Origin of the sequence: Streptomyces sp. NPDC091279 (genome assembly GCF_044757465.1) — a bacterium.
Lineage (GTDB): Bacteria > Actinomycetota > Actinomycetes > Streptomycetales > Streptomycetaceae > Streptomyces.
The window spans coordinates 857,818-875,633 of the sequence record NZ_JBIVVA010000001.1 but is presented as its reverse complement, the minus strand read 5'-3'; the positions used below and the strand labels follow the sequence as shown (position 1 = coordinate 875,633).

Annotated in this window: 16 protein-coding genes; 8 read left to right on the top strand and 8 right to left on the bottom strand. The window is 71.8% G+C overall.

Annotated elements, in window-relative coordinates; translation table 11 throughout:
- Nucleotides 1–44: 44 nt before the first annotated feature.
- From ACIQOU_RS03730 to ACIQOU_RS03720, 3 genes are all read right to left on the bottom strand, one after another.
- Entirely contained in the window at nucleotides 45–1,664 is a 1,620-nt protein-coding gene (locus tag ACIQOU_RS03730) for an MDR family MFS transporter (protein ID WP_401533529.1), read from the bottom strand.
- Between the two features lie 98 nt (nucleotides 1,665–1,762).
- On the bottom strand, nucleotides 1,763–2,983 hold the full coding sequence (locus ACIQOU_RS03725) for a glycosyltransferase (protein ID WP_401533528.1): 1,221 nt from the start codon (nucleotides 2,981–2,983) through the stop codon (nucleotides 1,763–1,765).
- A gap of 162 nt (nucleotides 2,984–3,145) precedes the next feature.
- Nucleotides 3,146–4,459: a UDP-glucose dehydrogenase family protein gene (locus ACIQOU_RS03720; RefSeq protein ID WP_401533526.1), complete on the bottom strand. Its 1,314-nt coding sequence runs from the start codon at nucleotides 4,457–4,459 to the stop codon at nucleotides 3,146–3,148.
- Between the two features lie 277 nt (nucleotides 4,460–4,736).
- Here ACIQOU_RS03720 and ACIQOU_RS03715 point away from each other — a divergent pair, with 277 nt between their 5' ends.
- Complete coding sequence (locus ACIQOU_RS03715) at nucleotides 4,737–5,363, top strand: TetR/AcrR family transcriptional regulator (protein WP_401533525.1); 627 nt, start codon at nucleotides 4,737–4,739, stop codon at nucleotides 5,361–5,363.
- A 128-nt stretch (nucleotides 5,364–5,491) separates the two neighbouring features.
- Here ACIQOU_RS03715 and cynS read toward each other — a convergent pair whose 3' ends face one another.
- The 4 genes from cynS to ACIQOU_RS03695 form a co-directional block, all read right to left on the bottom strand.
- On the bottom strand, nucleotides 5,492–5,935 hold the full coding sequence (cynS, locus tag ACIQOU_RS03710; protein ID WP_401533524.1) for a cyanase: 444 nt from the start codon (nucleotides 5,933–5,935) through the stop codon (nucleotides 5,492–5,494).
- Nucleotides 5,936–5,995: 60 nt separating this feature from the next.
- On the bottom strand, nucleotides 5,996–6,826 hold the full coding sequence (locus ACIQOU_RS03705) for a hypothetical protein (RefSeq protein ID WP_401533523.1): 831 nt from the start codon (nucleotides 6,824–6,826) through the stop codon (nucleotides 5,996–5,998).
- Between the two features lie 110 nt (nucleotides 6,827–6,936).
- Nucleotides 6,937–7,707, bottom strand: coding sequence for an ethanolamine ammonia-lyase subunit EutC (eutC, locus tag ACIQOU_RS03700; RefSeq protein WP_401533522.1), 771 nt, complete (start codon nucleotides 7,705–7,707; stop codon nucleotides 6,937–6,939).
- Complete coding sequence (locus ACIQOU_RS03695; protein WP_401533520.1) at nucleotides 7,704–9,098, bottom strand: ethanolamine ammonia-lyase subunit EutB; 1,395 nt, start codon at nucleotides 9,096–9,098, stop codon at nucleotides 7,704–7,706. Before ACIQOU_RS03695 ends, eutC begins: the two co-directional genes overlap by 4 nt.
- Before the next feature lie 735 nt (nucleotides 9,099–9,833).
- Here ACIQOU_RS03695 and ACIQOU_RS03690 point away from each other — a divergent pair.
- The 3 genes from ACIQOU_RS03690 to ACIQOU_RS03680 are packed head-to-tail and all read left to right on the top strand — an operon-like array spanning nucleotide 9,834 to nucleotide 12,327.
- Entirely contained in the window at nucleotides 9,834–10,199 is a 366-nt protein-coding gene (locus ACIQOU_RS03690; protein WP_401533519.1) for an LLM class flavin-dependent oxidoreductase, read from the top strand.
- Nucleotides 10,196–10,930 (top strand): nitrilotriacetate monooxygenase, encoded by a 735-nt coding sequence (locus ACIQOU_RS03685; RefSeq protein ID WP_401533516.1) that lies wholly within the window; start codon nucleotides 10,196–10,198, stop codon nucleotides 10,928–10,930. The genes ACIQOU_RS03690 and ACIQOU_RS03685 overlap by 4 nt, the downstream gene beginning before the upstream one ends.
- Complete coding sequence (locus ACIQOU_RS03680) at nucleotides 10,927–12,327, top strand: NtaA/DmoA family FMN-dependent monooxygenase (protein ID WP_401533515.1); 1,401 nt, start codon at nucleotides 10,927–10,929, stop codon at nucleotides 12,325–12,327. The genes ACIQOU_RS03685 and ACIQOU_RS03680 overlap by 4 nt, the downstream gene beginning before the upstream one ends.
- Nucleotides 12,328–12,840: 513 nt before the next feature.
- Here the strand turns inward: ACIQOU_RS03680 and ACIQOU_RS03675 are convergent.
- Nucleotides 12,841–14,268, bottom strand: coding sequence for an MFS transporter (locus tag ACIQOU_RS03675; protein WP_401533648.1), 1,428 nt, complete (start codon nucleotides 14,266–14,268; stop codon nucleotides 12,841–12,843).
- A 175-nt stretch (nucleotides 14,269–14,443) separates the two neighbouring features.
- Between ACIQOU_RS03675 and ACIQOU_RS03670 the strand changes: the two genes are divergently transcribed.
- The 4 genes from ACIQOU_RS03670 to ACIQOU_RS03655 all read left to right on the top strand — a co-directional run bounded on the left by ACIQOU_RS03670 (nucleotide 14,444) and on the right by ACIQOU_RS03655 (nucleotide 17,661).
- Nucleotides 14,444–15,673: a cytochrome P450 gene (locus ACIQOU_RS03670; RefSeq protein WP_401533646.1), complete on the top strand. Its 1,230-nt coding sequence runs from the start codon at nucleotides 14,444–14,446 to the stop codon at nucleotides 15,671–15,673.
- Nucleotides 15,670–16,332 carry a TetR/AcrR family transcriptional regulator gene (locus ACIQOU_RS03665; protein WP_401533513.1) on the top strand — a complete coding sequence of 221 codons (663 nt, stop codon included), beginning with the start codon at nucleotides 15,670–15,672 and terminating at the stop codon, nucleotides 16,330–16,332. The genes ACIQOU_RS03670 and ACIQOU_RS03665 overlap by 4 nt, the downstream gene beginning before the upstream one ends.
- 35 nt (nucleotides 16,333–16,367) lie before the next feature.
- Nucleotides 16,368–16,568: a ferredoxin gene (locus tag ACIQOU_RS03660; protein WP_401533512.1), complete on the top strand. Its 201-nt coding sequence runs from the start codon at nucleotides 16,368–16,370 to the stop codon at nucleotides 16,566–16,568.
- A 265-nt stretch (nucleotides 16,569–16,833) separates the two neighbouring features.
- The gene (locus tag ACIQOU_RS03655; protein WP_401533511.1) at nucleotides 16,834–17,661 is read left to right on the top strand and encodes a lipase family protein; all 828 of its coding nucleotides are present in this window, start codon (nucleotides 16,834–16,836) and stop codon (nucleotides 17,659–17,661) included.
- Nucleotides 17,662–17,816: the final 155 nt, after the last annotated feature.

The window sequence follows — 17,816 nt, the reverse complement described above, 5'->3', positions numbered from 1 at the left end:
GCGGCGCCGGGTACGGGCGTACGGCCTGTGGGGGCGCGGCGGCCTCAGTCCGCGGAGAGGCTGGTGTCGGGGACCCGCCAGGCGGCGATCACGAAAGCCGTGAGAGCGACGGCGGCGCCGGTGAGGAAGACGACCTGCATCGCGCTGACGTACCCCTCAAGGAACGGTTGGGCGGCGCGCGGGTCGAGGGCGTGGAGGAAGGCCGAGTCCTCCAGGTTGACGCTGCCGTCGGGACGCAGGACGCCGTCCAGCGCACGGGCGTTGCCGGGTTCCTCGGTGAGCCGGCGGAAGGTCGGCTCGGCGAGCGCGGTGGTGAGGCGGTCGGTGATGCGGGGTCCTGCGAGGGCGAAGAGGATGGAGAGGAACGCGGCGGCGCCCACCGTTCCGCCGTTGGAGCGGAAGAAGTTGACCGAGGCGGTCGCCGCGCCCATGTCGGCGCGGGGCACGTCCGACTGGGCGAGGGTGGTGATGGTCTGCATCGCGGCGCCGAGGCCCGCGCCCATGAACAGCATGCCGATGGAGATGTACCACAGGGGGCTGTCCGCGCGGAGCGTCGCGAAGACCACCATGGCGAGCGTCAACGAGCCGATGCCCGCGACCAGATGGACCTTGAACTTGCCCGTCCTGGACATCAGCCGTCCGACCAGCAGGGTCACCGACACGTTCGCCACGACGGTGGGCAGGGTGGCGAGGCCCGCCCGGACCGGGCTCATGCCCTGGGCGAGCTGGAGGTAGAGCGGGAGCGTCGTCATGGCGCCGAACATCGCGATGCCGACGACGAAGTGCAGGAGCGCCCCGAGTCGGAACGCGCGAATCCGGAAGAGCCGCAGCGGCAGCAGGGCGGCGTCGCCCATCCGGCGTTCCAGTAGCACGAAGAGGGTCAGGCCGCTGACGCCGAGGGCGTAGGCGGCCAGGGCCGGTGCCGAGGTCCAGCCCCAGGCCCGGCCCTGTTCGGCGATGACGAGCAGCGGGACGATGCCGAGGGCCAGGGCGAGCGCGCCGCCGTAGTCGAGGCGGTGGCGCACGGGTTGGTGCGGGACGTGCAGGACGCGCAGGATCACGACGACGGCGACGGCCGCGAGGGGGACGTTGAGCAGGAAGATCCAGCGCCAGCCGTCGAGGCCGAGGAGGGTGGCCTGGCCCGCGAAGACGCCTCCGACGAGGGGGCCCGCGATGCTCGCGCCGGCGAAGACCGCCGTGATGTAGCCCTGGTAGCGGCCGCGTTCCCGGGGTGAGGTGAGGTCGGCGATGATCGTCATGGCGAGCGACATCAGCCCGCCGCCGCCGAGGCCTTGCAGGGCGCGGAAGCCGGCCAACTCGTAGATGGACGTGGCGAATCCGCACAGCAGCGAGCCCGCGGCGAACAGCACGATCGCCACCAGGTACACAGGGCGGCGGCCGTAGATGTCGGAGAGTTTGCCGTACAGCGGGGTGGCGATGGTGCCGGTGACGAGGTAGGCGGTCGTCACCCAGGCCTGGGCGGTGAGTCCATGCAGGTCGTCGGCGATGGTGCGCAGCGCGGAGGCGACCACGGTCTGGTCGAGGGCGGCGAGGAACATGCCGAGCATGAGTCCGGACAGCACGGTGACGATCTGCCGGTGCTCCAGGCGCGGGGCTCCGGCGGGCGGTATGACCGGGGTGGTCGGGGGCGGGGAAGGCGGCATGGGGATCTTCTTCGCTGGTGCGTCGGGCGGGGGGAGGCAGGAGGGCCGAGTCTCCGGTCGGAGGCTCGGCCCTGGCGTGGGGCGGGGGTGGTGAGGTGTCAGACGATCTTCTGGAGGTCGGTCACGGCGCTGTCGATCTCCGGGAGCGCCAGCATCGCGAGGCGGGCGGCGCGGGCCCTGGCGTGGGTGGCGGGGTCGTTGAGCACCTCACGCAGGACCGCGGCGATGCCGTTCGGTGTGGGGTCGGTGATCTCGCGGCCGAGGCCCAGCTCCTCGACCCGGCGCGCGTTGCCGAACTGGTCGCCGAACTGGGGCAGTACGGCCATCGGGGTGGCCGTGCGCAGGGCCTCGCGGATGCTGTTGAAGCCGCCGTGGGTGAGGAACAGGTCGATGGATTCGAGGAGCAGGGGCTGCGGGACCCGGTCGGTGACGTGGACGTGCGGGGGCAGGCCCTCGGTGTCGGCGGGGATGCCGGAGGTGGCGACGACGACGGTGCACTCGGTCAGCTGGGACACGGCCTCGATCATCGACCGCAGGGTGTCGACCGGGTCCGCCGTCTGGAACGGCAGTTCCTCACCCTCCCCCGCCATCTCCCTGAGCATGGGGAGCGCGGTGCCGAGGGCGGCGAGCACCAGGGGGCGGTCGGTGGGCAGTTCGGCGATCCACTCCGGCAGCACCTGGCTGCGGTCGACGGTCACGGACTGCCGGTAGGACCACGACGCGGGCAGGTGCTGCGCGAAGGAGAAGGCCGCCGGAACGTAGTCGACGCGCCCGTGCGGAACGATCGACAACGGGTCCTGCTGGAGGGGCAGTCCGAGTTCCTCCCGCAGGCCGTTGAGGCCGGGCAGGACCGCCGCCGGGTCGATGAGGTTGCTGCTGCCGGAGGGGGTGGGCAGCTGCGGGATGCCGAGTTCCTCGGCGATCAGGCAGGAGCTGAGGTCCATGCCGTCGCGCAGGATGACGTCGGGGCCGAACTCCCGCGCGACCGGGAGGATCTCCGCCCGGAGCGTCTTGGCCATCGGGCCGGACATGACGATGGGCATGACGCGTTCCATGATGTCTTCCGGGTCGGCCTCCGCCGCCGCCTCGTCCGTGGCCGATCGCTGGGCCTGCTCGATGAGGTCGGGGGTGATGAAGGCACTGGGGTTGAACTCACCGATGCAGACGGTCACTTGGACGTCGTCCTGCGCGAAGACGGGGGCGAGGGCCTCGGTGGTGGCGACGCGCACCTCGTGGCCGGCCGCGGCGAGCGCCCGGGCCAGCGGGAGTTGGGCGCGGCCGTGAGAGGGACTGGCGAGCGTGGTGAACAGAACGCGCACGAGGGGCCTTTCTTGAAAACGTGGGATTCAGGACGTGGGGTTCGGGACGTGGGGTTCGGGACGTGGGGTTCGGGACGTGGAAGCGACGCCTGCAACAACGAACGGGGAACTCGGGCTCGTGGTTCGGGGCTTGAGGAGAAAAAAGGTGGCGCGGGAAGGCGCTCAGTGGGCCATCGCCGGGGAGCGGCCGATGCCCTCGCAGGTCAGGCCCGCCCTTTCGAGGCGTGCGGGGTCGAGGACGTTGCGGAAGTCGTAGACGTGGGGTGCGGCGAGCCGTGCGGCGACCGCCTCCCAGTCCAGGTCGCGGAAGTGCGGCCACTCGGTGAGGACGACGCAGGCGCGGGCGCCCTCGACGGCTTCGAGGGGGGTGCGGGTGATGGTGAGGAGGTCGTCGAGGTCGGGGCGGCTCTCGCTCAACGCCGGGTCGTAGGCGTGGAGTTCGGCACCCTGTTCCTTCAGGAGCCGGGCGAGGGCGAGGGCGGGTGAGTCGCGCAGGTCGGAGGTGCCGGCCTTGAAGGTGAGGCCGAGCAGCCCGAGCCGGACGCCGCGCAGCGAACCGTCGGCGCCCGCGCACCCGGCGAGCACCCGCTCGACGAGCCGGCGCTGATGCTCGACGTTGGTCTCGATGGTGGCCCGGAGCAGGGGGAACTCGACGCCGGACTCCTCGCAGATCCGCAGCAGGGCGTGGGTGTCCTTGGGCAGGCAGGAACCGCCCCAGCCGGGCCCGGGGTTGAGGAAGGCGCCACCGATGCGCGGGTCGTGGCCGATGCCGGCGATGACGTCGTCGACGTTCGCGCCGAGCTGTTCGCAGAGGGTGGCCAGGTTGTTGGCGAACGACAGTTTCATGGCGAGGAAGAAGTTGGCGGCGTACTTGGCGAGTTCGGCGCCGGCGGTGTCGGTGAGCACGCGGGGTGCGTCGATGCCCCCGTACAGGTCGGCGACGCGGCGGGCGGCGTCCTCGTCGGCGGCGCCGACCACGATGCGGTCGGGGTGGCGGAAGTCGTCCAGGGCGTGGCCCTCGCGCAGGAACTCCGGGTTGCTCACCACGCTCACGTCGGGGCGCCGCAGCAGGGCGGCGACGCGTTCGGCGGTGCCGACGGGCACGGTGGACTTGTTGACGACGGTGCAGCCGTGCGGGAGCCGGTCGCGGACCTCGTCGGCGACCGCTTCGACGGCGGCGAGGTCGGCGGCGCCGCCGACGCCCATCGGGGTGGGCAGGCAGAGGAAGACCACATCGGCCTGTGCGACGGCCGCCCGGGTGTCCCGCACGAAGCGCAGCCGGCCGGAGTCCAGTCCCTCGCGGACGGTTTCCGGCAGGCCCGGTTCGAGGATGTCGACCTGGCCTCGCCCGAGGCGTTCGACCTTGCCCTCGTCGGCGTCCGCGCACACCACCCGGTGTCCGAGGGAGGCGAGGCAGGCGCCGGTGGTCAGCCCGACGTAGCCGGTCCCGATGACGGTTATGTGTCGACGTTCCATGTGCATCACCGATTCTGTTCGTTCGGGTGTCGGCATCGGCATCGGCAGAAGTGGCCGCCGCTGCCTGCGCGCCGGTTGAGGGAACAGGCCGGACGCCGCCGTCGGGGGTGCGGAGGGTGAGCGGGGAGGCGGGCGTCGGAGGTCAACGGCCTTCATCGGCAAGCTAGTTCGGCCCAAAACTATTTGTCAACGATCGATGACATTGGTCGGCCGCTTTTGGACAGCGTGGGCCGGGACCGGGAGCATGGGCACGACCCGTCCGACGAAGGAGAGCCAGATGGACAGAGGCGACGACGCGAAACCGTGCGGTTCCGGCCGCGCTGCGCCCCGCAAATACGACGCTGCGGGTACCCGGGCGGCTCTGATGAGTGCGGCGGCGCGGTGCTTCGCGAGCTGTGGGTACGACGGCACCAGCATCCGTGACATCGCCCGGCTGGCCGATGTCGACGCCGCTCTCGTCTACCGCTACTTCGGCTCAAAACAGGGGCTCTTCACGGCGGTGGTGGACAACGGCACCGCCGTCTTCGAACCGCTGCGTCATCTGCCGTTGGACGAGGTGGCGCGGTGGGTGTACCGGATGGCCTTCGAGGGCCCGGGTGAGGGCGAGATACCCCATCCGGTGCTGACGATGCTGCGCTCGCCCAGCCGGGAGGAGGCCGTCGGCGGTATCCGCGCCGATGTGACCGAGGTGTTCACGGAGAACTTCGCCAAACGGCTGGCCGGTCCCGACGCCGAGATACGCGCCGAGCTGCTGGCGGCGCTGGTGCTGGGCATGACGTTGATGCGGCTGGCCGTGCAGCCGCCCGCGCTGAGTTCGGCGCCGGGTTCGGCGGTGCTGCCCTATCTGACGGAGGCTGTCGACTCGTTGGTGAAGCCGCGCGGGGGGTGTGAGGGGGGCGCGTGAGGGGGCCCGTGGTCGGCAGGGCGCCGCTGTGCTGCCGGGTCCGGCCGTCCGGGGACGGTGTGCCCGGTCGCCCCGGCACACCGTCTCCCGGCGGCCTGGTCACGGCCGTCGACGCTCAGGGGCGGCCCTCACCACTGGTAGGGGAGGTACTTCCCGTCCATGGTGATGACGACGCGGTCGCCCGCCGGGTCGGGGACGCGCTGGACGTCGAGCCGGAAGTTGATGGCGCTCATGATGCCGTCGCCGCACTGTTCGTGGATGAGTTCCTTGATGGTCGGCCCGTAGACCTGGACGACCTCGTAGAGACGGTAGATGGTCGGGTCCACGGGGATGGCCGCGTCCAACGCGCCCCGGGTGGGCTGGAGTTGGAAGGCGAGGGCGGCGTCGTCGCCGAGTTCGAGCAGGGCCGCCGCCGTGGCCGCCTCGTCCTTGCCCATCGGGTGCTGGCCGAGCAGGGCGGCCGTGGTCCAGGCCAGCGGCTTGCCGACGGCTTCGGCGAGTTGGGCCCAGGTGATCCCGGTCTTCACCTTGGCCTGGCGTACGGCTTCGGCGGCTTCCAGCTTGCTCAGCATGAGCATCTCCCTCGACTGCGGACGGTCCTGGTGACACGTCACACCAGAGTAGGAGAACGTTCAGTCCTCGCCGGGTGTGTGGGTCGGTGACAGGAGTGGGGGTGAGGTGGCGTCGGGCGGTGCGGGGAAGTCGGCTACGGGCAGGGGGACTTGTTCGTCGCAGTGGTCCTGGGCGCACTCGCAGCTAAAGGGCACGACGGCGTCCGAGAGGGTGCCGAGCCCCTGCGCCCAGGGCCGGTTGAAGAAGGCCGTGTACTGGTCGACCACGGCACGGTTGGCGTAGCGCAGGAGGTGGCGTCGTTCGCTCCGGCTCGTGGCCACGGGGCCGTGGGCGAGCAGGTCGGCGAAGCGGTCCTCGACCTCGGCGGCGACCTCCTGCGGGGTGAGCGTGCCGTCGACGACCAGGGTCTCGGCGCCGGCCCGCCGCACCTCCGCCGTGATCTCGTCGCCCAGTCTGAGGTACAACTCCCTTGCTCCGGGGCGCAGATCACGCGCGTCGAGGCGGGCGCGTCGCAGTTCCGGGGTCGGGATGAGCCACAGGCCCCGGCCGTCGCCGACGGTCGTGGGGGTGAGGGGGGTGCCCTCGGCGATCGTCAGGGGTGCGGCCGGGAGTGCGCGCAGGTCGTCCCGGATCATGGGGCCGCGTTCGTGGTGCAGGGACATGGCGAGCCGGTCCTCGATGGGGGCCGACCAGCGGTCGGGGACCGGGAGTTCCTCGAAGCGGAGCGCGCCCGGGTGGCCTGCGGCGATCGCCCGGTCCCGGTGGTGCCAGGTGTGGGCGTCGGCGTGGTACCGGCGCAGCCCGTGCCGTCGGGCGAGCAGCCGGGCCACGGTGGTCTTCCCCGCTCCCGGCGGCCCGCCCAGCCAGATCACCGACTCAAGGTTGTTCATCGGCCCACTCTCCCGCACCTGCCCTGCGTGATGGGTGCGTTGACCCCGACCGAGGTACGGGTGAGCAGGTGTGTGCGGTGCTTGTTCGCCCGGCGGATTCCCAACCGCCGTCAGGGCGAGGGCAGTTCGAGGGCTGTGGGTTCCTCGTCCTTGAGGGCTACTCCGGTCGCTCCCAATTCTGTTGCCCTGCGCAGGAGGTGGGCGAGTTTGGCGGCTGCTGTCTCGTAGCTGAGGCCCAGGGGTGGGCGGATGTTGGAGAGGCAGTTGCGGTCGGCGTCCGTGGTGGTGCCGGGGTGGGGGCGGTGGGTGAGATAGGCGCCCAGCGAGTCGGCCGCCGACATGCCGGGACGTTCACCGACGAGGACGACGACGTTGGTGGCGCCCATGGCCGCCGCGACGTCGTCACCGAGGGCCACCCGGGCCTGTTCGGCGAGGACGACGGGGGCGATCCGCCAGTCGCCGAGGTGGGCGGCGGTGGCCCGCACCATCGCCGCGGCGTGGTCGTGCACGGCGCGGCTGGAGAGACCGTCGGCGACCACGAACACCACGTCCCACTCCCCCACCGGCAGATGGGCCCGGTCGGCGGCGTCGAGACGGCGGCCGAGGTCGGGGCGTTGCAGATAGGTGAGCCGGTCGGGGGCGGCGCTGCGGACCCGGACCGTCGGGGTGCCGGCCAGCCCTGCGGCGACCGTGTCCGGGGCGAACGGCGAGTGGACCGCGTCCCGGGCGGCGGCGTGCGCGGCCTGGAGTTCCAGCCGGTGCCGGGTGGGCAGCGCGGTGCCGGCCCGGCCGAGGCCGATGCGGGCCTGGGTGCGGTGGCGCAGCGCGGTCCACACGTCGCCGGTGACGTCGTCGACTGGGGTGAGTGGGCTGAGGGTCATGCGGCCAGTTCCCGTCCGATGGCGGTGAGGGGGTGGGTCGTCGCCGACACCTCGCGGATGGCTCCGCGTTCGTCCAGCAGTCCGATGGAGCGCAGCCAGTTCTCGAACTCCGGGGCCGGGCGCAGTCCCAGCACCTCCCGCAGGTAGAGCGCGTCGTGGTAGGACGCCGACTGGTAGTTGAGCATGATGTCGTCGCCGCCCGGGGTGCAGATCACGAAGGACGCCCCGGCGACGCCGAGCATCGTCAGCATGGTGGCGATGTCGTCGTCATCGGCGTCGGCGTGGTTGGTGTAGCAGATGTCGAGGCCCATGGGCAGGCCGAGGAGCTTGCCGCAGAAGTGGTCCTCCAGGGCGGCGCGCAGGATCTGGCGGCCGTCGTACAGGTACTCGGGGCCGATGAAGCCGACGACGGTGTTGACCAGGAGTGGGTCGTAGTGCCGGGCCACGGCGTAGGCGCGGGCCTCCACCGTCTGCTGGTCGACCCCGTGGTGGGCGTCGGCGGAGAGGGCGCTGCCCTGCCCCGTCTCGAAGTACATGACGTTCTGGCCGACGGTGCCGCGTTTCAGTTCCCGTGCGGCCTGGTGGGCCTCGTCGAGCAGGCCGAGGGTCACGCCGAAGGAGGCGTTCGCGGCCTGGGTGCCGGCGATGGACTGGAAGACCAGGTCGACGGGGGCGCCCTTCGCCATCAGGTCGACGCTGGTCGTGACGTGGCACAGGACGCAGGACTGGGTGGGGATGGCGTAGCGGTCGATCACGCCGTCCAGGAGTTCCAGCAGGTCACGTACGGCCTTGGGGCTGTCGGTGGCCGGGTTGATGCCGATGACCGCGTCCCCGGAGCCGAGGAGGAGACCGTCGAGGAGGGCGGCGGCGACGCCCGCCGGGTCGTCGGTCGGGTGGTTGGGCTGCAACCGGGTCGCGATCCGTCCGGGCAGTCCGATGGTCGAGCGGAACGCCGTCACGACCCGCGCTTTACGGGCGACGGCCACGAGGTCGGCGTTGCCCATGAGCTTGGAGACCGCGGCGGCCATCTCCGGGGTCAGTCCCGGCGCCAGCGCGGCCAGGGCCTGCGCGTCGGCGGCCTCCGACAGGAGCCATTCGCGCAGTTCGCCGACGGTCAGCGCGGCGACCGGCGCGAAGGCGAGCGCGTCGTGGGTGTCGAGGATGAGCCGGGTGACGTCGTCGTCCTCGTAGGGGATGAGCGGCTCGGCGAGGAAGTCGGTGAGGGCGACGTCGGCGAGCGCCCAGCGTGCCGCGACCCGCTCCCGGGCCGACCGCGCGGCGAGGCCGGCGAGGTGGTCGCCGGAGCGTTCGGGGCTCGCGGCGGCGAGCAGCCGGGCGAGCGAGTCGAACCGGTGCCGCTCGCCGCCGACGGTGGACGTGTAGACGCTCATGGCGCGACCGTACGAGGGGCGTGACGCGCGGGGCAACGCGTGGCCGAAGAGTTAACGCAGCCGTTCGCTGTGGCCGGATTCCAAAGGTCTGAGTGACAAACATTTAACTCGGATCGGCCTCGGAGAGCTTGCTTCGGGGCACGGTGGTGGTCTTCCTCGGCGGGGTGGGGACCCTGTGGAACGTCGTTGTCGACGGGTCGGCTGCGACGGGCGCGGTGGGTCGGGGGCCGTCGGGCCGTAATGGTCGCCTCTGCGATCTTTGCCGTCGGCCGTGCTCCCCGGGCGGCTGCTGCGGGCCTCGGTCCCCCGTGGCCGCCGGGAGCTGTGGGGGCGGCGGGTCCGGTCGCTCGGCGCGCTGCGGGTGCTGTCCGTCGGGCGGAACGCCCTTGACACCCGTGGGAGCGGACGACGTACGTTGAACCTCCAAGTACCGGACAGGTGGAGGCTGTTGATGCCCGTGCCTCGCGTCGCGCCCCACGGTGTCCGCACGGGTGCGCGTCTGGTCATCCGGCGGCATGTCGACTACTGCCGTACCGCCTCCGCCGTCTGTCCTTCCGACCGCGTCTGACTCCACCCGGCCCGTTCGACCTCGCGTTCTCGCAGGTCAGGCCGGTGTCCTCGACGTGGCTTCACGACCGCCCGCTCTCACGGCGCTCACGGCGCTCACGGGGGGGCTGGTCCCCGTGGCTGTCGCTCCCGTGCGTTCCCGTCCCGTGGTTCTCGGAAGGATCACCCATGTCCGTGCCCGCTCTGCATCTCGCCGTCGAGTTGGACGGCGACGGCGCCCATCCCGCGGCCTGGCGCCGCGCCCACCACTCCCCCGGTCACCTCCTCACGCCGCGCCGGGTCGCCGATGTCGCGGCGGTCGCGGAGAACGCCGGGTTCACGCTGATCACGCTCGACGACGGTGCGCTGCCGCCCGGTTCGGCGCCGGACCCGGTGGGGCGGATCGGGGCGGTGGAGCGGGCCGCGTTCGTCGCCGCGTCCACGAGCAGCATCGGGATCGCGCCCGTCGTGCCGGTCACCTATGCCGAACCGTTCCATGTCTCCAGCCAGTTGGCGTCCCTGGACCATGTGTCGGGCGGGCCGGGTGGGTGGTGACCGAGGAGGACCGTCCGGAGGCGGCCCGGGTGTGGGGGCGTCCGGTGGTCGACGGTGCCGAGGCCCGGGCGCGGGAGTCCCGTGACGGGGTGGCGGTGGCCCGCGCGCTGTGGGACTCGTGGGAGGACGACGCGGTCATCCGCTCCGTGGCCACCAGCCGTTACCTCGACCGCGACCGGCTGCACTACATCGACTTCAGCGGTCGGACGTACTCCGTCAAGGGCCCGGCGATCGTGCCGCGCCCGCCCCAGGGCCAGGTCGTCGTCCTGGGCCACCCCGGCACGGTCCCCGCCGAGGCACTCGACGTCGCCCTCGTCACGGGCCGCGACCTCACGGCCGTCGCCGCTGCCGCCGCCGCTGCCGGTACGCCCCGGGTCTTCGCCGAGGTCGAGGTCGCGTTGGACACGCCGGACGCCACCGGTGCCGAGCGCGTCGCCGACCTGGAGCGACACGCGCCGTGGGCCGATCAGGGCCGCCTGCGGCACATCGGTTCCGCCGGTCAACTGGTCGCCCTTCTCGACGAGTTGAGCGCGCACGTGGACGGCGTGCGGCTGCGCCCGCTGGTGCTGGACGAGGATCTGACCATCCTCTCCCAGCTCGTCATCCCGGCCCTGTCCCAGCGGCGCCTGATCGCCCGCCCGCTGCCCGGGACATCCCTGCGCGCGACCCTGGGCCTCACCCGCCCCGCCAACCGATACGCCGCCGTGGCCGTCCAGGAGGATGCCCGATGACCCGCACCGACCCGCTCGACGTGCCCCGGCCGGACGCCCGCCTCCACCTCGGCGTCTTCTTCCAGGGCGTCAACCACTGGACCATCTGGTCCGCGCCGGACAGCGGTTCGCAGATCGACCCCGCCTCCTTCCTGAAGGTCGCCCGGACCGCCGAACGCGGCCTGTTCGACGCGTTCTTCCTCGGTGAGGGCCTGCGGTTGCGCGAGGTCGACGGCCGGATTCACGATCTCGACGTCGCCGGGCGGCCGGACGCGCTGACCCAGCTCGCCGCGCTGGCCGCAGGCACCCGCAGGATCGGCCTGGTCTCCACGTCCAACTCGACGTTCAACGAGCCCGCCGACCTCGCCCGCCGGCTGTCCGGGCTCGACCTGCTCTCCGAGGGCCGCGCCGGGTGGAACGTGGTGACCACGGACAACGCCTGGACCGGCGCGAACTTCCGGCGCGGCGGCTACCTCGACCACGCCGACCGCTACCGGCGGGCCGAAGAGTTCCTCACCGTGGCCCGCGCCCTCTGGGACAGCTGGTCCGACGACGCGGTCTCCGGCTCCACCGGCGCGCCGTCCTGGTCGGCGCCCTCGGCCGTGCGCCACGTGCGCCACCAGGGGCCGCAGTTCGACGTCGATCTCGCTCCGACGCTGCCCCGCAGCGCCCAGGGACACCCGGTGATCTTCCAGGCCGGGGACTCGGGCGAGGGACGTGCCTTCGCCGCCCGCAACGCCGACGTCATCTTCTCCGCGCACGGCACCGACTTCGACGACGCGCTCGCCTTCGCCCAGGACATCAGGCGCCGCCTGCTCGCCGCCGGGCGCCCCGAGGACGACCTGCGGATTCTGCCCGGTACGGAGATCATCCTCGGGGCCACCGAGGAGGAGGCGCTGGAGAAGAAACGCTGGGTGCGCCTCCAACAGGTCACTCCGGCAACGGCGTTGGGGATCGCGGGGCTGCTCTGGGGCCTCGACCTCACCGGCCGGGACGCCGACGGGCCGTTGCCGACGGAGGACCCGGTCGTCAGCGAGAACGACGGTTCCTTCGGCGCCCGGCGCATCGCCGACCCCCGTGCGGTCGTCGCCGACTGGCGGGCGCAGGCCGAGGCCCATGGCTGGTCGCTGCGCGAGACCGTCATCGCGCTCGGCCCGCAGCGCGGCCATGTGGGCACCCCGGCGGGCCTCGCCGACACGTTCGCGCGGTTCGTGCGGGAGGGGGCGATCGACGGTTTCAACGTCACCCCGTACCTGATCCCGGACGGCCTCGACGACATCGTCGACCTGCTCGTCCCCGAGCTTCAGGAACGCGGCGTCTACCGCACCGAGTACACCGGCACCACCCTGCGCGAACACCTCGGCCTCCGCGCCCCCCTCACCCACCGCACGGCAACCGACCACCGCCAGGCAAGCTGACCCACCTCGCCCCCGGCCACGCCGACCGGGGGCCGGGTCAGCCGGACAGCGGGGGCACGGCGACCAACGGGCGCTGGACATAAGGGCGTTGGAGGGGCGCCGGAGAGCCGGGGACCGGGGAGTCGGGAGCCGGGCAGCCGGGGCACGACGGCCAACGGGCCTTGAACATAAGGGCGTTGGGGGCGCCGGGCAGCCGGAGGTATTCCAGAGGGCCGAGGCAGCCCATCGGGTCCTGGTGAGGGCGACCTGCGCCTCGCGCCGGAACCAGGTCAACGTCCTTGACGCGCCAGGCCGTACTCGCGGTCAGGGAGTGCACGGCGCGTCCGGCAACTCGGCCTGACAGGCGGCTCGTTGAGCAACTCGGCTGGAACGGCCGCTTGTTGAGCAACTCGTTGGAACGGGCGTCTCGTTCGGCACCTCAGAGGAGGAGAGCGTTCGTTCGCCCGCGTCACGCGCGCGGGGAGGGGTACGGGCCGCGCCTCGTACCCTCCCCGTCCGCGAAAGGGGCGTCGGTCAGGCCGACTTCACCGTCTCCCCCGCACCCTGGACCCCCTCGGCCCGGCGCGTCTCCTCGTCCCGCCCGGCGTCGCGCAGGGCGGGAATGGTGCCGGCGATGGCGACGGCGACGACCGCCATGCCGATGCCCGCCGTGAGGGCGGTGCGGAAACCGGCCTCGGAGGTGAACATGTAGCCGCCCGCGCTGGTCGTCATGTGGGCGAGGAGCAGGCCGATGACGGCGGCGCCGATGGAGGTGCCCAGCGAGCGCATGAGGGTGTTGAAGCCGTTGGCGGCGGCGGTCTCCGAGAGCGGGACGGAACTCATGATGAGGGCCGGGAAGGAGCCGTAGGCCAGGCCGACGCCACTGTTGATCACCATGACGGAGACCATGATGCCCCAGGCCGAACCCATCAGGGCCAGACAGACGCCGTAGCCGACGGCGATCACCAGACCGCCGCAGATCAGCGTGAACTTGGGCCCCTTGGCGTCGGTCAGTTTCCCGCCGAGCGGCGAGACCAGCATCATCATGATGCCGCCCGGCGCCATCCACAGCCCGGCGGCCAGCATGGACTGGCCGAGCCCGTAACCGGTGGCCGCGGGGAACTGCAAGAGCTGCGGCAGGACGAGCATGCTGGCGTACATCGCGAAGCTGATGAAGAGCGCGGCGCCGTTGGTCAGCAGGACCCGGGGGCGGGCGGTGGAGCGCAGGTCGACCAGCGGGTCGGTGGTCCGGATCTCCCAGCACCCCCAGCCGCCCAGCAGGATCACCGCGGCGCCGAACAGGCCCAGGGTGGTCGCGGAGCCCCAGCCCCAGTCGGCGCCCTTGGAGATCGCCAGCAGCAGGCAGACCAGGCCGGCGCCGAGCCCGAGGGCGCCGGGCAGGTCGAAGCGCTGACCGCGCGCACCGGCGGGGACGTCGGGTATCACGGTGCGGATGAGGAGGGCGATCACGAGCGCGAGGACGGCCGTGCTCCAGAACAGCACCCGCCAGGAGGCGTACTCGGCGACCGCCGAGGAGAGCGGCAGTCCGAGGCCGCCGCCGATGCCCATGGAGGCGCTGACCAGGGCGATGGAGGAGCTGAGCTTCTCCTTGGGGACGACGTCGCGCAGCAGGGCGATGCCGAGCGGGACCATGCCCATGCCCATGCCTTGCAGACCGCGCCCGATGATCATCGGGACGACCTGCGAGGAGAGCGCGCAGACCACCGACCCGGCGATCAGCGGGACGGTGCAGGCCAGCATCAGGCGTTTCTTGCCGAGCAGGTCGCCGAGGCGTCCGGTGATCGGGACGCAGACCGCCGACACCAGCAGGGTGGCGGTGACGACCCAGGTGGCGTTGGACGCGCTGGTGTTCAGCAGGTCCGGCAGGCGGGTGAGGATCGGGGTCACGAGGGTCTGCATGATCGCCGCCGTGGTGCCCGCGAAGGCGAGGACGGCGACCACCCCGGTGGTTCTGCGGGGCGGATCGGCTGGGTGCTGCACGGGCTCACTCCATCGGACGTTCTGGTTGCGTGAGGCAACGTTAAATCAATCGATTGACTTAGTCGATGGGGGGAGTTTCACTGAGCGGAACACGTTTCTGCAACACGAGCGGCCACAGGAGGCCCCAGTGACGGACATGACGGACATGGTGGGCATCGACACCGAGAACCCGCTGCCGTATCCGCTCAAGCCGCCGACGGCGCTGACGCCTCCGACGGAGTGGGAGGCGCTGCGCCGGGAGTGTCCGGTCGCGCATGTGACGTTCCCCAGCGGGGACGGGGCGAGGCTGCTGACCCGGTACGAGGATGTCCGTACGGCGCTGTCCGACCCGCGGTTCAGCCGGTCGGGCCTGTCCAGTCCGGACGCGGCCCGGGTGTCGGCCGGCGGCTCGGACGACATCTTCAACAGCCCGATGGCACGGACGCTCCACTCGGTGGGTCAGGCCCGCTGGCGCTCCATGGTGGCCCGGTACTTCACGGCCAAACGCATGGCCGCGCTGCGCCCCGACATGCAGGCGGCGACGGGCCAGCTCATCGACGCCATGACCGACGGCAAGAACACCGCGAACCTGGTGCCGGAACTGGCGTTCCCGCTGCCCGTGTACATCATCTGCCAGATGCTGGGCGTGCCCGAGGCCGACCGCGACCGCTTCAAGGTGTGGTCGGACGCCTTCCTGAACACCACCCGCTTCACGCGCGAGGAGATGGACGCCGCCTACCAGGACTTCGCCGGTTACATGGCGGGGCTGGTCGCCGAGAAGAAGGCCGCTCCCGGGCAGGACCTGATCAGCGTCCTGCTGACCGGGGACGACGGCGCGGGCGAGCCGATGGCCGAGGACGCCCTCGTCGCCACCGGGCAGGCGCTGCTGCTGGCCGGGCACGAGACGACGGCGGGGTATCTCGCGCTGATGGTGGCGCACCTGCTGTCCGACCGCGGCCGCTGGGAGCAGCTGCTCGCCGACCGGTCCCTGATCCGGCACGCGGTCGAGGAGAGCCTGCGGTTCGACCCCAACGGCGCCTCCTTCGGGATGCTCCGCTACGCGCACGAGGACACCGAGCTGTCCGGCACCGTGGTGCCCGCGGGGACCACGGTGGTGTGCAGCATGGCGTCGGCCAACCGGGACGAGGAAGCCTGGCAGAACGCCGCCGACATGGATCTGACCCGCAGCCCCAACCCGCACCTCGCCTTCGGCGCCGGTCCGCACTCGTGCCTCGGCCAGCAGCTGGCCCGCACCGAGATGCAGACCGTCCTCGGTGTCCTGCTGGACCGGCTGCCGACCCTGCGCCTCGCCGTGGAGCCGGACCAACTGCTCTCCCAGGAAGGCCTGTTGACCGCACCCCTGCAAGGGCTGCCGGTGACGTGGTGAGCACCGCGACACCGTCCGCACCCCGTACCGAGCGGTCCGCGGCCACCCGTGAGGCGATCATGACCGCCGCCGAGCGGCTCTTCGCCGAGCACGGTCTGTCGAGCGTCTCGCTCCGGCAGATCGCGGACGCGGCGGGCCAGCGCAACGTCACCGCCGTCGGCTACCACTTCGGCACCAAGACCGATCTGGTGCACGCCCTCATGGCCCGGCACAGCGAACCCGTCGACGCCCTCCGCAACCGGTACGTGGCCGAGGCGGAGGGCACCGGCGACCTGCGGATGTGGGTGCGCGCGCTGGTCAGACCGGCGACCGATCACCTCCGTGCGCAGGGTGTCCCGTCCTGGAACGCGCGGCTGACCGCACAGGTCATGACCGACCCCCAACTGCGGGCCCTGGTCACCACCGAGGCGCTCGGACGGCCGTCCCTGCGGCGCATCCTCGACGGCATCGGGCCTCTCCTGCGCGATCAGCCCGCCGCCGTCCGTGCCGTCCGGGGCGACATGGCCTGCCTGCTGATCATCCACACCTGCGCGGACCGTGAACGCGCGCTCGCCGAACAGGCGCCGTCGCTGCACGGCTCGTGGGACGAGATGGGCGATGCCCTGACCGACGCCCTCCTCGGCCTGTTCACGGCACCGAGTACCGCACCGCGGGCGTGAAGCCGCGCCCGCGCCACCCAGCGAAGGAAAACGCCATGAAGATCACTGTCGACGAGGAAAAATGCTGCGGCGCCGGACAGTGCGTCATGATCGCGCCGGAGGTCTTCGACCAGCGCGAGGAGGACGGCATCGTCATCCTGCTCGACGCGAACCCGCCGGCCGACCAGTTCGACGTCGCCCGTGAGTCCGCGGGCGTGTGCCCGGCCGCGGCGATCCACATCTCCGAGGACGCGTAGCCAAGTCCCTTGTCGTCGGGGGGTGTCGGGGGCGTCGGGGGTGTCGGGGGTGTCGCGGCCGCCCCGCCGTGGAGCCGTTCCGTCGCCCGCCATGAGGGTCTCGCGGCAACGACGCCGTCGTCCACGGCGTCGTTGAGCCGCCCGTCACCTTGTGGTTGACGGGTGTCTCCGTACGGGTGATGACCGGCGCGGCGGGGTCTGGGGCACCGGTCGCAGGGGGCAGGTTGCTGGGCGACCTGTTCCGGCTCCCCTCAAGGATCTCCTGATGACCATCCCCGCCCTGGACCACTCGACGACCGGCTACTCCCTTCCGCACGCGTACTGGATGGCGCGTGCGGCGGGGCTGGCCACACTGGACGCGGACGGCATCGACGCGCAGGCCAAGGAGTGGGGCTTCGACAGGTCCCGGTACTTCGAGTCCTCGCACGCGATGCCGTTCCCGATCGAGGACACCCAGGCCTATGTGATGGCCGGTGACCGCATGATCGTCGCCGGGTTCCGGGGCACCGAGGTCACGAAGATCTACGACTGGCTGACCGACGTCAACACCCCGCCGGTGCCGGGCCCGGCGAACAAGGGCTTCGTCCACTACGGCTTCCACCAGGCCCTCCAGTCCGTGTATCCGCAGATCCGGGACACCATCGAGGAGTTCCGCACCGACGGGCAGAGCGTGTGGTTCGTCGGCCACAGTCTCGGCGGGGCGCTGGCGATGCTGGCCGGTGCCCGGCTGTACTTCGAGGACCCCCGGCTGCTGCCCGACGGTGTGTACACCTTCGGCCAGCCCCGCACCTGCGAACGGCTGCTCGCGGGCGCGCACAACGCGGCCTTCCGCAACCGGTGCTTCCGCTTCGTCAACAACAACGACATCGTCCCGCACCTCCCGCCCGAGCCCGTCTACACGCACGTCAACGCGGCCCGCTACTTCGACGCCGACGGCCGCCTCCACGAGTCGATGCCGCTGCTCGCCCGGGTCAAGGACGGGGTCAAGGGCGTGGCCGCCGACCTGTTCGCCCCCGAGACCGACGCGGTCAAGGACCACCATCTGGAGAATTACCTGGCCGCGTTCGAGAAGAACCTCGCCAACTCCCGCTGACCGCAAGGGCTTTGCCCGAGCCCTCGCCTGATGGGGTGGTGGGGGGGGGGGGGGGGGGGGCGGGGGGCCGCCCCCCCCCCCCCGGGGGGGGGGGGAACAATAAATGAAGGCGGAGTAACCGCAGCACACCACAACAGGGGTGGGGGCGGAGGGGC